The organism is Mycobacterium sp. (assembly GCF_035314905.1).
Taxonomy (GTDB): Bacteria; Actinomycetota; Actinomycetes; order Mycobacteriales; family Mycobacteriaceae; genus Mycobacterium.
Genome location: NZ_DATFYW010000247.1, coordinates 1 through 14,753, shown reverse-complemented (window position 1 = coordinate 14,753; position 14,753 = coordinate 1). Strand labels below are relative to the sequence as shown.

The window sequence follows — 14,753 nt, the reverse complement described above, 5'->3', positions numbered from 1 at the left end:
CGCAGACCCGGTCGAGTCAGCTGACCAGCGCGAGGCACAGCGCGACGAGGGCCAGGCCCTGCAGTACGGCGCGTGCGGTGATGATCCGGTCCCAGTCGCTCTGCAGCACACGCGCATCCGGTGGGACATCGCCGGCCGTCGCCGCTGTGGTGAGCCGACGGTTGATCGGCGCACTCACCCGCAGATACAGCGCGAGCCAAATCAACAGCAGGCCAACGGCGGTGGCCGACGCGCCGGCCGCAACCCACCGACCGCCCAGTCCGGCGAGCACGACGCCGGCCGCCGCGGCGACGACGCTGATCGCCCCCGGCACCGGCATCCGACGGTCGCCGTAGAGGTGCACGTTTCCCATCACGGCAACCAGGGCCCGGTCGTCGACCCGGGCCAGGGCGGGGCGCAGCACGAGCGCGCAGAACACATCCGTGCCGTACACAACCGCCGTGGCCAGCACGGCAACCAGCGCTGCCAGGCGTGCGAAGTCGGTCATCCGGAGGCTCCCATCGGTGGTAGGTGTTAGCAACGCTAACCCCAGGTGCGGCGGGTGTCAATAGCATTGCTCTTATCGATAGCGGTGCTATCGTCAGGCATGACCATCGAGGAGCGCCGCACCCGCGACCGGGCGGCCCGGCGCAGGCTGATCGTGACGACCGCACGGAAAGTCGCCGAGGCCGAGGGGTGGGACGCGGTGACCACACGCCGGCTGTCCACCGAGATCGAATACAGCCAGCCCGTGCTCTACAAACACTTTTCGGGCATGGACGCGATCGCCGAAGCCGTGGCGATCGACGGATTCGCCGAACTTGCCGATGCCCTGTGGAAGGCGCGCACCGGTGCCGAGAGGCCCGAATACGCGCTGCGACGCATCGCGCACGCGTACCTCGACTTCGCTCGGGACAACCCGGCCCCCTACGACGCGATGTTCACCCGGGCGACCACGCTGCACTTCGCCGCCGACGACACACCGGCTGCGCTGTCGGCGGCGTTCGGCGAGCTGCGGGCGGCGGTGGCGGCGACCGGGAGCCACGCGGACGTGGACACCGTCACCGAGGTCGTGTGGGCGGCGCTGCACGGGCTGGCCACGCTGAGCCGCAGCGGCAGGCTGCGCCCGGCCGAGGAATTCGAGCGCATAGAACTGCTGGCCAGCCAATTCGGCGGGCGCAGCGCGACATGACGTGAATCCGGTCACACCCGCCGCGGGGGCTGTCACGTCCGGCGCGGCACCGGTGTCCCAAGGGCGTAACGACATCGGGGCAGGAGCTGACATGACGAACCACATCGAGGCCACCAGAGTCGTCGTCATCGGCGGCGGTTACGCAGGAACGCTGGCGGCCAATCACCTACAGACACGCGCTGATGTCGACGTCGCGCTGGTCAACCCGCGCGGGTCGTTCGTCGAGCGGATCCGGCTGCACCAGCTCGTCGCGGGCTCGAGCACGGCCACCGTCGACTACGCCACAATGCTGCATCCCAACGTGCGGCTGGTGGTGGACACCGCGATCGAGATCGACGCGGCGGGCCGCCGGGTCGCGCTGGCATCCGGCGGTGAGCTGCGGTACGACTACCTGGTCTACGCGGTGGGCAGCACCGCCGCGACCGGTGCGGTACCCGGCGCCGCCGAATTCGCCTATCCGATCGCCGAATACGAGCACGCCCAGCGGTTGCGCAGCAGGGTCGACGATCTGCATCCGAACGCGCCGGTGTGTGTCGTCGGGGGCGGGCTGACCGGTATCGAGGCGGCCGCCGAGCTGGCCGAACAGCGCGCCGCCGGGACCGTGACGCTGATCTGCGGCGCCGCGCTGGGCCCGTCACTGAGCGAGCCCGGCCGCCGGTCGGTGGCGCGCCAGCTGGCCCGGCTCGGCGTGCAGGTGCTCGAAGGCAGCGCAGCCGCCGAGGTGCGGGACTCCAGCGTGGTGCTCGACGACGGCAGCGAAGTGCCCAGCGCCGTGACCGTCTGGACGGCCGGGTTCGGTGTCCCGGATCTCGCCGCCGCCAGCGGGTTGCGCACCGACACGATCGGCCGGCTGCTCACCGACGAGACGCTGACCAGCGTCGACGACGATCGGATCGTCGCCGCCGGTGACGCCGCCGCGCCGTCGGACCAGCCGCTGAGGATGAGCTGCCAGGCGGCGGGGCCGCTGGGCGCGCAGGCGGCCAACACCGTGCTCAGCCGGATCGCAGGCGCCGAACCCGACGTCGTGAACCAGGCGTTCGCCGGGCAGTGCATCAGCCTCGGCCGGTCGCTCGGCACCGTTGTGTTCGCGCACAGCGACGACACGCCCCGGCGGATCTACATCGGCGGACGGACCGCCGCGGCGATCAAGGAGCTGGTCTGCAAGGGCACCGTGAAGTTCATCGCGCGGGAGGCCCGCAGGCCGGGCTCGTACTTCTGGTTGCGCGGCGGCAAGCGGCCGGCACCGACACCGGTGGAGGTCTCATGACCGACGCGCACGCCCAACGGTTCACCCAGCTGCGGCCGCTGCTGTTCACGATCGTCTACGAAATCCTGGGCTCGGCAACCGAATCCGACGACGTGCTGCAGGACAGCTACCTGCGATGGGCACAGGTGGACCTCAGGACCGTGCGTGACACGAAATCCTATCTCGCGCAACTGGTCACCCGGCAGGCGCTGAACGCGCTGCGGGCCGGGGCCCGCCGCCGCGAAGACTACGTCGGGCCGTGGCTGCCCGAGCCGCTGCTGCTCGACGAGCGGGACCCGTCGGCCGACGTGGTCCTCGCCGAATCGGTGTCGATGGCCATGCTGGTGGTGCTCGAGACGCTCGGGCCCGACGAGCGGGCGGTGTTCGTGCTGCGAGAAGTGTTCGGGTTCGACTACGACGAGATCGCGGCCGCCGTAGGCAAATCGGCGCCGACCGTGCGCCAGATCGCCCACCGGGCACGCGAGCACGTCCAGGCGCGGCGGAAACGGTTCGAGCCGGTCGACCCGCAGGTCGGCGCGCAGATCACCGCACAGTTCCTCGCCACCGCCGCCAACGGCGACGTGGATGCGCTGATGTCGATGCTGGCGCCCGACGCGGTCTGGATCGCCGACGGCGGCGGCAAGGTCAGCGCCGCCCGCCGTCCGGTGGTCGGCGCACGGAAGGTGGCCGCCGCCGTCGTCGGCCTGGGCCGAAAAGGTGTCCCCGACATGCGCATCGAGCTGGCCACCTACAACGGCGCCCCGGCAGCGGTCGTCTTCAGCGGCGAGGACATCGACGTCGTGATCACCGCGGAGATCACCGACGGCCTCATCTCGACGCTCTACGTGATCCGCAACCCCGAGAAGCTCGCCACGGTCACCACCCCCAGGGAGATCACCCGCCGCTGAGCGCGTCTGCCACCCTGGACCGATGCGGATCGACCGGCTCGGCGACCTGGGCGACGCCCCGGCCGTGCTGCTCGCCGTCGCGCAGGGTGCCGCCCGCCGCGGCCTGCCCCCACCGGCCGCCCTGATCGGGGAGTGGTTCGCGTCGCGCGCGGTGATCGCTCCCACCGTCTGCGCGTCGCCGGTGGATCCGCCCGAGGTGTTCGGCGCGGCGCCGGCACGCGGCACCGGCATCGGCGGCGGTTGGATCGGCTACCTGTCCTACCCCGACGACGGCGCCGACGGCAGGCCGGCGCGGATCCCGGAGGCGGCCGGCGGCTGGGCCGACTGCGTGCTGCGGCAAGACCGCCACGGAACCTGGTGGTATGAAAGCCTTTCGGGCGGCCGGATGCCCCGCTGGGTGGCTCGGGCGCTGCTGTCGCCGCCCCGCCGCCCGTGCTGCCACATCGGATGGGACGACGCCGACCGCGACGCTCACCGCGCCGGGGTGCTGGCCTGCCTGGACGCGATCGGGGCCGGCGAGGTCTACCAGGCCTGCGTCTGCACACAATTCGCGGGTGACGTGACGGGGGCGCCCGTCGACTTCTTCGTCGAGGCGGTGGCCCGCACCGCACCGGCGCGGGCGGCGTTCGTCGCCGGGCCGTGGGGCGCGGTGGCGTCGCTGTCGCCCGAGCTCTTCCTGCGGCGCGCCGGCGACACCGTGACATCCAGCCCGATCAAGGGCACCCTGCCCAGACACGCGCCGCCGTCGGCGCTGAGGAACTCGGCCAAAGACGTCGCCGAGAACATCATGATCGTCGACCTGGTCCGCAACGACCTGGGCCGCGTCGCGGCCACCGGCACCGTCGGCGTGCCCGAACTGCTCGCCGTCAGGCCGGCGCCGGGCGTCTGGCATCTGGTGTCGACGGTTTCGGCGCGAGTGCCCGCCGACCTGCCCATCACCGCATTGCTGGACGCGGCGTTCCCGCCCGCGTCGGTGACCGGCACGCCGAAGGCCCGCGCTCGTCAACTGTTGTCGCGGTGGGAGCCGCGTCGGCGCGGAATATTCTGCGGCACCGTAGGCTTGGCCTCACCGGTGGCGGGTTGCGAGCTGAACGTGGCGATCCGCACCGTCGAGTTCGACGCCGAAGGCACGGCGGTGCTCGGTGTCGGCGGGGGGATCACCGCGGACTCGGCTCCCGACGAGGAATGGCAGGAATGCCTGCACAAGGCCGCCCCGTTCGTCGCCAGGTAAGGCGCACGCCATCCAAGCGGTGTTGACAGTCAACGCATCTGACCCGGACAAATCGGCGCGGCGGTCGGCGTCGCGCTGTTCGGGTCACGAGCGAGCCCGCAGCACCGCATCGTAGAGTTCTCGCCGCGACGGCGCGCCGGGATGGGCGCCGATCACCTCCGCGCACGCATCCTTGACCCGCATGCCGGCGTCCACGAGCGCGATGACTTCGGCGATCAGCGTCGGCACGTCGGCCTGCGGCTGCGCGCCCTCCACGACGACGGTGATCTCGCCGAGCACACCGCCGGCCGCCCACCCGGCGAGCTCGGCCAGCGAGCCCCGAGCGATCTCTTCGTGCACCTTGGTCAGCTCGCGGCAGACCACCGCCCGGCGCGACCCGCCGAGGTGGTCGACGGCCTCCCGCAGGCAGGCGGGCAGGCGGCGTGGCGACTCAAAGAACACGATCGTGCGTGGCTCGCCGGCAAGCGAGGCCAGCCACGCCACCCGCGCCGAGTGCTTGCGCGGCGCGAATCCCTCGAAGCAGAACCGATCCGACGGCAAACCGGACACGGCCAGCGCGGTTGTCACCGCCGACGGGCCCGGCAGGCAGCTGACCGGCAGCCCGGCCGCCACACAGGCCGTCACGAGCCGGTAGCCCGGGTCGTTGATCAGCGGCATCCCGGCGTCGGTGACCACCAGCACGGTCGCACCGGACTTGATGCCGGCGACCAGTGACGGCGTGCGCGTCGCCTCGTTCTGATCGAACAGGCTGACCACCCGTCCGGGGATGCGCACCCCGAGCGCCCGGGCCAGCGCACGGACGCGGCGGGTGTCTTCAGCAGCGACGACATCGGCCGAACCCAGTGCGGCGACCAAACGCGCGGAGGCGTCCGACGGCTGCCCCAGCGGGGTGGCCCCCAGCAGCAACCGACCACCGCCCATGACCGACAGCCTACGATCGCCGATGTGACCGCCACCGCCACCGAAGATCGCCAAAGCGAGCGCCCGGTTCCGGTGATCAGCCCCGGCCCGCTGGTCCCGGCGCCCGACTTCGGACCCACCGACCGGCTCCAAGGATGGGCGACGACGGCCGTCATCACCACGCTGGCGGCGGTGACGCGGTTCGTCGGCCTGTCGGAGCCGACGGACGCGGGCACGCCGATCTTCGACGAGAAGCACTACGCGCCGCAGGCGTGGCAGATGCTGCACAACGGCGGCGTCGAGGACAACCCGGGGTTCGGTCTCGTCGTGCACCCGCCGGTGGGCAAGTTCCTGATCGCGATCGGCGAATGGCTGTTCGGGTACAACGGGCTGGGCTGGCGGTTCAGCGGCGCCGTGTGCGGCGTGATCATGGTCGCGCTGGTGGTGCGGATCACGCGGCGGATCAGCCGATCGACGCTGGTCGGGGGCATCGCCGGGCTGCTGCTGATCTGCGACGGCGTCAGTTTCGTCTCGGCGCGCACCGCGCTACTCGACGGGTTCCTGGCGTTCTTCGTGGTCGCGGCGTTCGGCGCGCTGATCGTCGACCGCGACCAGGTCCGGGCGCGGATGCACATCGCATTGCTCGAGGGACGGATCGCCGAGACGCCGTGGGGACCGCGGCTGGGGGTGCGGTGGTGGCGGTTCGGCGCGGGTGTGTTGCTGGGCCTGGCTTTCGCGACGAAGTGGTCCGGGCTGTATTTCATGCTGTTCTTCGGGGCGTTGTCGCTGGCGTTCGACGTGGCGGCGCGCCGGCAATATCGGGTGCCGCGGCCGTGGCTCGGGGTGCTGCGGCGTGACCTGGGCCCCACGGTCTACACGATGGTGCTCATCCCCTTTGCGGTGTACCTGGCGTCCTACGGGCCGTGGTTCGCCTCCGAGACCGCGGTGGACCGCTACGAGGTCGGCCACACGATCGGGCCGGGCGGGCTGCTGCCGGACGCGATTCGCTCGCTGTGGCACTACACGTACGGGGTCTACAAGTTCCACTCCGGGCTGACCAACGCCGCGGGCAACCACCACCCGTGGGAGTCCAAGCCGTGGACGTGGCCGATGTCGCTGCGGCCGGTCCTCTATGCCATCGACCAGCAGAACATTCCCGGCTGTGGCCCGCAGTCCTGTGTCAAGGCGGTGATGCTCGTCGGCACCCCGGCGTTGTGGTGGGTCGCGGTGCCGGTGCTGTTCTACGCCGCGTGGCGGACCTTGGTCCGCCACGACTGGCGTTACGCCGCGGTGCTCGTCGGCTACTGCGCCGGCTGGCTGCCGTGGTTCTCCGACATCGACCGGCAGATGTATTTCTTCTACGCCGCGGCGATGGCACCGTTCCTCGTGATGACGATCGCGTTGGTATGCGGGGACATCCTGTATCAACCCAACCAGTCCCCGGAACGACGAACGCTGGGCCTGCTGGCGGTCAGCTTCTACGTCGCACTCGTGGTGGCCAATTTCGCGTGGCTGTATCCCATTCTCACCGGCCTTCCGATATCCAACGCGACCTGGAACATGGAGATCTGGCTGCCCAGCTGGCGCTGACTACAGCGGGTCGCGCGCCGCCGGGCACGACATGCAGCGTGGCCCGCCACGTCCGGTGCCCAGCTCCGCCGCGGCGATGGGCAGCACCTCGATGCCGAAATCCTCGAGCCGCGAGTTCGTTTCGACGTTGCGCTCATAGGCGACAACCACGCCGGGAGCCAGGGCCAGCGTGTTGTTGCCGTCGTCCCATTGCTCACGCTCGGCGGTCACCGGGTCCAGGCCGGTGTCGATCACGCGCAGCTTGGAGATACCCATCGCGTTCGCCGCGGCCTCGACGAACGGCGCCGCGTCGTCGATCTTCACGCCGTCGGGTGTGCGCTTGATCGTGAAGGCCGACAACGTGTCGACGATGTTCGGGTACATCACCACCGCGTCGGTGTCGACCATCGTGCACACCGTGTCAAGGTGCATGTGCGCCCGCTCCTGGCCGATCGGAACCGCCAACACCGTGTGCGCAAGCTCGTCGTCGAAGAGGCTGCGCGCCAACGCCTCCGCACCTGCGGGTGTGGTTCGTTCCCCCACACCGACCGCCACGACACCCGGTGAGAGCAACAGCACGTCGCCGCCCTCCACCGGCGCGGTGTGCGACTCGTATGCCCGCCGGACGCCGAGGAACCGCGGATGGTGCGCATAGATGATGTCCGTCAGCGACGTCTCGCGGACACGGGCCGGCAGCGCCAACGACGTGATCGCCACCCGCGGGCCGATCCAGAACGACGAGTCGCGGGTGAACAGCAGATTCGGCAGCGGCTCGATCACGAAGTCGGCGCCGTGGTGCATGCGCCGCACCAACGACAACTCCGCCGACTTGCTGAACGGCAGCTCGGTGAACGTCATGCCCGCCATCAACACATATGCCAGCGGCGCGGGCTCGAGGCCGCGCAGGTACTCCGAAAGTTCCTGGGCCAGTGGGTGTCCCAGTCGACGAGCATCCACTGCGGCCGTGATGCCCTGGATGCGCGCGGCCCCGCTCTGCAATGCCTCGGTGAGCAGGTCGCCCAGCAGCATCACCTCGACTCCCCGCGAGCGCAGCAACTCGGCGAACGCGTCGTGCTCCTGCTGGGCCCGCGTCACCCAGGGCAGCCCGTCGAAGAGCAGCTTGTCGTTGTTGCGGGGCGTGAGCCGCTGCAGTTCCGCCCCCGGGCGGTGCAGGATCACCGCCCGCAGCGTGCCGACCTCGGAATTCGAGCCCAGGACGATGTTGCTCACACCGTGCACCGTATCGCGAAACGATCACCTCAACTAAGGTTGAGGTGATCATGGACGAACACGAGCTCTCACCCGGCGAGCTCGCCGGCCGCAGCGGTGTGGCCATCTCGGCGCTGCACTTCTACGAGCGCGAGGGATTGATCACCAGCCGGCGCACATCCGGCAACCAACGGCGGTACACCCGCGGGACGCTGCGGCGGGTGGCGTTCATCCGGATGTCGCAGCGGCTGGGAATCCCGCTGGCCAGGGTGCGCGACGCGTTGGCCACGCTGCCGGCAGACCGCGTCCCCACCAGCAAGGACTGGGCGAGGCTGTCCGCTGGCTGGCGTCAGGATCTCGACGACCGCATCGTGCACCTGCAGCGACTGCGCGACAACCTGGCCGACTGCATCGGCTGCGGGTGCCTCAGCCTGCGCAGTTGCGCCTTGTCCAACCCCGGCGACATCCTGGCCGGGCAGGGCCCGGGCCCGGTCCGGCTCCAGTGACGTCGAACAACCGTGCGATAGAATTCCGGCGATGACGTTCGCAGTCCAGGGCACCTTGTTCGAGCACGCCGATCGCCGCCCGCTGGGCGACGGGGCATGGATCGACGTGTGCTCGGGCTGGCTGGCGGTTGGCGTTGCAGGGCTGGCCGGGCCTGAGGACCCGTGGTCTGGTGCAACTAGCCACCAAGATCGTTCGTAAAGGTAAACCCGACGAATTCGACTACACCTACGGCGGGTACCCCGAGGCCCGCAAAGCCGTCCAGCATCCCTACGACGAGAAGATGTGGATCGGCGGCATCGCCGCTCTGCTGAAGTTGCCCAAGGAAGTGGACGCGATCGTGTCGCTGTGCCGGGTCAAAGACGTGGACCTGCCCGCCGGTGTGAAACAGCTCGATGTCCGCCTCATCGACCGAGAGGGTCAGAACGAGAACCCCAACCTCGACTTCGTGCTGCTCGACACCGTGCGGGCAATAGAGCAACTGCGAGCCGAGGGCCGCACGGTGTTCGTCCACTGCGTCCAGGCAGCCAGCCGCACACCCACCATCGCCGCGCTGTACGGAGCCCGAAAACAGGGCATCGACATTGACGACGCGCTGCGCGACGTGCTCGCGGTGCTGCCGGAGGCCAACCCGAACGCCGACTTCCGCGCGGCGCTGCGACGCCTCCACCCCACACTCGGGGATGCGCCGTGACCGGCGGGCCCAGCGGCCACTGGATGGGGGACTGGGTCGAGTCGACATCGGCGTCGCGTGGTGCGGAGGACACGTGGGGCCCGTACTGGGACGCGTTGTTTCCGCCCCGTCGTGTGCTGCGCCTGGATCAACTGGAAGCGAATGTCTTCCGGAGTGAACATCGCCCGGAGGCTGTGGGACCAGCGTGAATACCTGTGCCGCACATACGAATCGGTCCACGGCACCGACCCGGAGGGCTGGCCGTCTCAACACCCGGGCGTTGTCCTGGACGAGGTGCTGTGGATAGCGCATGCGGCGTGTCTGCGCTGCCAGTGGTTCGACGCCAGGGGCCACAGCATGCAAAGACCAGAAGGACTGAGACAAGCCCTCGTCCTGGCGCGCCGCCACGAAACGTCCGACGGCACGTTCCGTGGTGGCGAGAGCCGACCCTCAGACACGCCTCGGCGTAGCTAACACGGCGGAACGCGTCTCATCAGGGCGAAAACGCGGCCGGCGGGGGCTTCTCCACGTCCGACGCCCCAAGCTGAGCAGCAGGCGGGGGCTTAGTTTGAAGCCTACCAGCCGTAACGGGAAAGGTGAAGGGCCGCATGAGGAAACGTATTGCCCACCTCCGGTGGGCATCACTTGCCTACCTCCGGTAGGCATGGCCCTCCCCCCCAAAAAAGGCCCCCGTCCCGCGAGGAAACCGCCCCAAAACCGAGTCTGGGCAGCGTTCACTCGCCGGCGGCTTTCGCCGCGCGGGGAACCTATGACCTGCGGTTTCCGGAATTACCGCAAGTGTCGGGGCTGGTTAACGACGGGCCTTTCCTTGAACGTCGGCTTGTGGCCAGCTTGCGCGGGTCGTCGCAACCTCCTTCGTACGCGAGGTTTTCCGTTGCACAACAGGGGGTTTGCCGTGGTTTATGAAACTCTAATGGAAAGCGCGCTGACACATTCTGGCGCAACGGGTTACGCGGCACCCCCGTGGTGTGTGGTGTGCCGCGTAAAGCTGCCGTCCGGTGATCGCTGGGAGCCCAACAAATGCGCCGCGTGCATCGCGGCCGAACGCCCGCCCGGCCGCAGCGCCAGCAGCGCGGCGGCAGGTCGTCGAACAGGGTCGGCTGCTGCTCGTAGGTCATGGTCGTTGTTTCCTTCCTGCATCGGGCGAATCGTCGGTCCGTATCGTGTCGGCCCAGCGGAGCGCCGGCAAGACATGGGCGGGTCGCCGCGACGCACGCCAGGCGTTCCAGACGTGGGAACTGGAAGCCGACGAACAACGCAACCGAGAACGCCAACAGCGCGCCGAACAACGCCTCCAAGCGATCCGCGACTGCAACCACTGCGACGAATACGGCTGGAGCACCGAAGCGCACGGCCACCCCATCGACCCCGCCATCAAATGCAGCCACAGAAGGCAGAAATCCGCATGAGCAAGACGTCTAAGCCTTCAGACCGGTGGAGTCAGGTCTTCTCCAGCGCCCACGACCGACCTGACACGTTCTGCATCGGCTGCGGCTACTACGTAGTCGCCAACGGTGTACCCGTACAACGCGTTCGGTGCCACCGGCTTCACTCGATGATGTTCTCGCGGTTCAACGCCATCCACGGTCCCTGAGCTGACGGGATCGGAAGAATCGGACGATACTTCGGGATCGCAGCCTTTGCGCGGGCGCCTCGGGGGAGTAGATTGAGAGAAAAGTGGCCGGTCCACGTGCCCACCATCGCAGTCACGTTGCCGGTCGAATCCACAATGACGTTGCCGATGAAATTCACGTCCGTGACGCCTGCTGGGCTCTCGTGCACGCTGAAGGTCACGACGCGGGTCGCATCGGTGTATGTCCCGCCGGAGATCGCGATGGAATACTCGTTTTCTTCGTAGTAGAGGCCGCCAACGTACTGGCTACCATCCTGAAAGAATCGCAGGCCGGTGAAACCCAGACCCACGAACGGGACGTAGTCACCTGATGGGTTGCTCATGACGTCTCTCCCAACTGTCGGATCACTCAAACCAGCACAGCGCTGGTATCCGTAGTATTCCGAGGTCTGGCGGAGCGTGGCAGCGTAGTCAATTACCTGACTTCCGCGCGGGCAGTACCTAACGGGTACGGCTCCAGGACGATGTTCTACCGCCTATTCCTTGTGACCAAGGAGATCCGCGCCAAAGACCCTGAAACGCTGGTTCGGATTCTTCTCGATCAACTGGCGCAACAAGCCAATGAAGGCGACACGATCGCCGGGATGTCTTCATACTCGCTTCACGGCCGAAATGGGCACCAGGTGCGATGTTTGCTCGCACGGCTCACCGACTTCATCGAGCAACAGAGCGGCATCGAGGCGATCGGGTTTCCCGCCTACTCGGCGAGCCGTTTCGAGATCGAGCATGTCATCGCAAACCACTACGAACGCCACCCCGAGTGCAGGTCGGAGGAAGAGTTCCACCGAGTCAGGAACCGCCTTGGAGGACTCGTCCTCCTCCCCAAGGGCTTCGATGCCAGCTTCCAGGATCAGCCCTACAGAGAGAAAGTCGAGCACTACACGGGTCAGAACCTCCTCGCTCGAAGCCTCCACCCACGCTGCTACCAGAACAACCCTGGCTTTTTGGCGTTCAAGCAACGCTCGGGTTTCGCGTTCGAGCCGATCGCCGACTTCGACCAGACTGCCGTCGAAGAGCGGCAAGCGTTGTACCAGGCGGTCGCTGAGAAGATCTGGAGCGTCGATCGAATCGCCGCCGTTGCTGGCAACCCGGTCAGCTGACAATGCAGAATCCCGGGCTGGAGGCTTCTACGTACGTCAACTAGCCAGTGGCGCTCGACGGGTAACGTTCGGAGGGCCGGGCGAACAGGAACCCGGGCCCGCTGCGCTGGGCCGCCGTGGAGGCGGGAAAATGACGCCGCATTCGTCCGGGACGCCGAATTTACTGTGATGCCCTGAGCTCGTCGGTCAGGATGGTGTTGGGAGCCACCGACAGGAACTGTCGATTGTTGCGGTAAGCACGCGGACCAGATTCTTTAGGCCCTGTGGTTCCTCCGGACGGACGCGCAATGTTCGAAGTTGTTGTGTCCGGAGGGATTGTGATGGAACTGTTGCATGAGCGGTGCGCCGCGTTGGATATCGGCAAGAAGGAGCTGAAGGCGTGCGTGCGGACCGCCGCTGGCGGGGTAGTGCGGTGGATCCGTGAGTCGACGCGCGGTATGTGACGATTGCCCTCACCGTGCTCGGCCCAGGTACCCTAACCCGTTTCCGGACGTCCCGGGATGCGGGCGCTGCGCGACACATCAGCCCGCCATCAACATCACCACTCGATTGTTGTAGTGGTCGGCGACGTACACGTTGCCGACGCGACGACCTTGGCGGCTATCCAGCTGCGCCTCAGCGCCAACTGCGGTGACCGTGTCGCCGGAGACCGCGGAAACTTCCGCCAGGTCATAAGTCACAGCGGACGGCGGCGGACCGTCCTGCCGGTGAGGACCTCCGCCGCGAACACGGCCAGCCGGGCGATGCCGAGGTAGGTTGCCGGGCTGAACATGGTCGGCCACTTCGTTCTGATCAGGTGATCGGTCAGGGGTCGGCCGGCGAACCGGTCCGACAGCCACCGCAGCGTCATCGGGGCGGACAGCGGGTGCAGCAGCAGATGCTCGCAGAACGCGTCCCGGTGGTAGGTGACGTCGGCTCCGCCGGCCGAATAGGCGTCGGCTAGCGCGTCGATGTCGGCGACATCGATGAGGTAGTCGTGCACGGCCTGCACGATCAACACCGGCGGTGTCGGCGTCGTAGCGCCGAGTTTGATGCTGTCGACGACGTGCTGGACCTCCGGCATCGTCAGGATCTCGTCCAGCGGCCGGTCGAAGTATCGGCTTACGTCCTTTCTCACCATCCGGATGACCGCGCCTGCCGTGGTCATGGTCTCCAGCTGGCGCAGCAGAGCGAGTCCCTCTTCGTTAGTGTGCTCGCGAATCACTCGGTCCAAGTCTGGGTAGAGATGTGCCAGCGCGACGATCACCAACGCGGGCAAACCAGCCAGGAAGCCGCCGTTGAGCCGGCGGAAGGTGTGGCCCAGGTCGCCAACGGGTGATCCCAGCACGGCGCCGACGATGTCGAGTTCGGGTGCGTAATCGGCGCAGATTTGGGCGGCCCAGGCGGTGGCGAGCCCGCCGCCGGAGTACCCCCACAACGCGATGGGCGCCGACGCTGACAATCCGATGCGCTCCGAGCTCAGTGCGGCCCGGGCTCCGTCGAGGATGCAGTAGCCAGGTTCATACGGTGCGCCCCACATCCCTTTGGGGCCTTCGTGGTCGGGTACCGAGACCGCCCAGCCCTTGGCGAGGGCGGCGCTGACCAGCAGAAAATCGAACTGCGGCACCGCGCCGATGGCCTTGGCGTGTCGCCGCAGGGCATAAGACGGGAAACAGCGGGACGTCACAGCGTCGATGGCGCACTGATACGACAGCAGCGGGCAGGTCTGGCCCGGAGCCACGTCCGCGGGGACGATCACCGTCGTCACGGCCGCCTCGGGTTTGCCGTTCATGTCCATCGTCCGGTACAGCAGCTGGCTGGCGGTGGCCCGCAGCGGTATCAGGCCGAAAAACGCCACCTCGACATCGCGTGAGCGCAGCACGGTCCCCGGCAGCGCGTGCTGATAGCCGGGTGGTGGCTGGTAGAACGGGTCTTCCGACGGCAGTAACGGGCGAACCTTGCGGTCCAGCTCCTCATGTGGTGGCTTGCCGATCCATTCCGCACCGATTGTTCCCGCGAGGCTGCCAAGGTCCATTGTCTGAACTCCCTCCATGGGAGGCCGTGCATTCTCGCGCACGATCGGAGGGACCGAACTACGCCCACTCACCCGCTTGCGGGGGATACAGCCTCTGCCGCTTGAGCAGGTGGTGCGCAAGCTGCTGCCCCGACGCTATAAGCACCGCCGCGCATGGGGCAGAGTCGTTAGCCCCTTGGCCGCATGCCTTTGGTCCGCGCAGCAATTCGACTGATCACGGTTCGGGGCAGTGCGCTGGCTGAGTCTCTAATGCTGCGCACGACGACAACCGCACATGCCGTGCCGTCAAATGGGCAATACCTGACGGCCTACTGCTGCCCCGCACGGGTCCGCATCATTGCGGCCTCAACGAGGGAAACACAGCGCTGGCTATGAGGCACTCTCACAGCTGGTGAATGCCTCTGTGCCGCCTTCGATTTCCAAAAAGCATGCGTATAACTGCATGTGTTAGTAACGGCAAACCCCCTTGTGCCCCAATGCATCTGGCTGTACAACAGTAGTTGCGACGTTAGTTAGACACTGACGAAGCCGACGTTTTCAGGCCCGCCGTCGAAAACCAAGCCCTGCGCCGGTG

14 protein-coding genes are annotated in these 14,753 nt (G+C 67.8%); 9 read left to right on the top strand and 5 right to left on the bottom strand.

The window, feature by feature from the left end; translation table 11 throughout:
* Positions 1-16: 16 nt before the first annotated feature.
* Complete coding sequence (locus VKG81_RS21250; RefSeq protein ID WP_324398728.1) at positions 17-487, bottom strand: DUF1772 domain-containing protein; 471 nt, start codon at positions 485-487, stop codon at positions 17-19.
* Between the two features lie 99 nt (positions 488-586).
* On the opposite strand from VKG81_RS21250, the gene VKG81_RS21245 reads away from it, so the two are divergent.
* The 4 genes from VKG81_RS21245 to VKG81_RS21230 all read left to right on the top strand — a co-directional run bounded on the left by VKG81_RS21245 (position 587) and on the right by VKG81_RS21230 (position 4,556).
* Positions 587-1,171: a TetR/AcrR family transcriptional regulator gene (locus VKG81_RS21245; RefSeq protein ID WP_324398726.1), complete on the top strand. Its 585-nt coding sequence runs from the start codon at positions 587-589 to the stop codon at positions 1,169-1,171.
* A 91-nt stretch (positions 1,172-1,262) separates the two neighbouring features.
* On the top strand, positions 1,263-2,438 hold the full coding sequence (locus VKG81_RS21240; protein ID WP_324398723.1) for an NAD(P)/FAD-dependent oxidoreductase: 1,176 nt from the start codon (positions 1,263-1,265) through the stop codon (positions 2,436-2,438).
* Entirely contained in the window at positions 2,435-3,325 is an 891-nt protein-coding gene (locus VKG81_RS21235; RefSeq protein ID WP_324398721.1) for an RNA polymerase sigma-70 factor, read from the top strand. The genes VKG81_RS21240 and VKG81_RS21235 overlap by 4 nt, the downstream gene beginning before the upstream one ends.
* 22 nt (positions 3,326-3,347) lie before the next feature.
* The gene (locus VKG81_RS21230) at positions 3,348-4,556 is read left to right on the top strand and encodes an aminodeoxychorismate synthase component I (RefSeq protein ID WP_324398719.1); all 1,209 of its coding nucleotides are present in this window, start codon (positions 3,348-3,350) and stop codon (positions 4,554-4,556) included.
* An 84-nt stretch (positions 4,557-4,640) separates the two neighbouring features.
* Here VKG81_RS21230 and rsmI read toward each other — a convergent pair whose 3' ends face one another.
* Positions 4,641-5,477, bottom strand: a complete 837-nt coding sequence (rsmI, locus tag VKG81_RS21225) for a 16S rRNA (cytidine(1402)-2'-O)-methyltransferase (protein ID WP_324398717.1) — start codon at positions 5,475-5,477, stop codon at positions 4,641-4,643.
* Positions 5,478-5,501: 24 nt separating this feature from the next.
* Here rsmI and VKG81_RS21220 point away from each other — a divergent pair, with 24 nt between their 5' ends.
* Positions 5,502-7,046, top strand: coding sequence for a dolichyl-phosphate-mannose--protein mannosyltransferase (locus VKG81_RS21220; RefSeq protein WP_324398715.1), 1,545 nt, complete (start codon positions 5,502-5,504; stop codon positions 7,044-7,046).
* Here VKG81_RS21220 and arcA read toward each other — a convergent pair whose 3' ends face one another.
* Positions 7,047-8,246: an arginine deiminase gene (gene arcA, locus VKG81_RS21215; RefSeq protein ID WP_414685364.1), complete on the bottom strand. Its 1,200-nt coding sequence runs from the start codon at positions 8,244-8,246 to the stop codon at positions 7,047-7,049.
* Positions 8,247-8,305: 59 nt separating this feature from the next.
* On the opposite strand from arcA, the gene soxR reads away from it, so the two are divergent.
* The 3 genes from soxR to VKG81_RS21195 all read left to right on the top strand — a co-directional run bounded on the left by soxR (position 8,306) and on the right by VKG81_RS21195 (position 10,841).
* Entirely contained in the window at positions 8,306-8,740 is a 435-nt protein-coding gene (soxR, locus tag VKG81_RS21210) for a redox-sensitive transcriptional activator SoxR (RefSeq protein ID WP_324398711.1), read from the top strand.
* A gap of 170 nt (positions 8,741-8,910) precedes the next feature.
* On the top strand, positions 8,911-9,432 hold the full coding sequence (locus VKG81_RS21200; RefSeq protein ID WP_324398709.1) for a dual specificity protein phosphatase: 522 nt from the start codon (positions 8,911-8,913) through the stop codon (positions 9,430-9,432).
* 998 nt (positions 9,433-10,430) lie between these two features.
* A complete protein-coding gene (locus VKG81_RS21195) occupies positions 10,431-10,841 on the top strand; it encodes a hypothetical protein (protein ID WP_324398706.1) in 411 nt (136 codons plus the stop codon).
* Between the two features lie 139 nt (positions 10,842-10,980).
* Here the strand turns inward: VKG81_RS21195 and VKG81_RS21190 are convergent, their stop codons facing one another.
* A complete protein-coding gene (locus VKG81_RS21190) occupies positions 10,981-11,388 on the bottom strand; it encodes a hypothetical protein (RefSeq protein ID WP_324398704.1) in 408 nt (135 codons plus the stop codon).
* 162 nt (positions 11,389-11,550) lie between these two features.
* On the opposite strand from VKG81_RS21190, the gene VKG81_RS21185 reads away from it, so the two are divergent.
* On the top strand, positions 11,551-12,165 hold the full coding sequence (locus VKG81_RS21185) for a GmrSD restriction endonuclease domain-containing protein (protein ID WP_324398702.1): 615 nt from the start codon (positions 11,551-11,553) through the stop codon (positions 12,163-12,165).
* A 676-nt stretch (positions 12,166-12,841) separates the two neighbouring features.
* Here VKG81_RS21185 and VKG81_RS21180 read toward each other — a convergent pair.
* Positions 12,842-14,179 carry a lipase family protein gene (locus VKG81_RS21180; protein WP_324398700.1) on the bottom strand — a complete coding sequence of 446 codons (1,338 nt, stop codon included), beginning with the start codon at positions 14,177-14,179 and terminating at the stop codon, positions 12,842-12,844.
* Between the last annotated feature and the right edge of the window lie 574 nt (positions 14,180-14,753).

Bases quoted from the DNA above. Each gene is read 5' to 3' on its own strand.
- VKG81_RS21250 (WP_324398728.1), bottom strand. From the start codon at position 487: ATGACCGACTTCGCACGCCTGGCAGCGCTGGTTGCCGTGCTGGCCACG.
- VKG81_RS21245 (WP_324398726.1), top strand. From the start codon at position 587: ATGACCATCGAGGAGCGCCGCACCCGCGACCGGGCGGCCCGGCGCAGG.
- VKG81_RS21240 (WP_324398723.1), top strand. From the start codon at position 1,263: ATGACGAACCACATCGAGGCCACCAGAGTCGTCGTCATCGGCGGCGGT.
- VKG81_RS21235 (WP_324398721.1), top strand. From the start codon at position 2,435: ATGACCGACGCGCACGCCCAACGGTTCACCCAGCTGCGGCCGCTGCTG.
- VKG81_RS21230 (WP_324398719.1), top strand. From the start codon at position 3,348: ATGCGGATCGACCGGCTCGGCGACCTGGGCGACGCCCCGGCCGTGCTG.
- rsmI (WP_324398717.1), bottom strand. From the start codon at position 5,477: ATGGGCGGTGGTCGGTTGCTGCTGGGGGCCACCCCGCTGGGGCAGCCG.
- soxR (WP_324398711.1), top strand. From the start codon at position 8,306: ATGGACGAACACGAGCTCTCACCCGGCGAGCTCGCCGGCCGCAGCGGT.
- VKG81_RS21190 (WP_324398704.1), bottom strand. From the start codon at position 11,388: ATGAGCAACCCATCAGGTGACTACGTCCCGTTCGTGGGTCTGGGTTTC.
- VKG81_RS21180 (WP_324398700.1), bottom strand. From the start codon at position 14,179: ATGGACCTTGGCAGCCTCGCGGGAACAATCGGTGCGGAATGGATCGGC.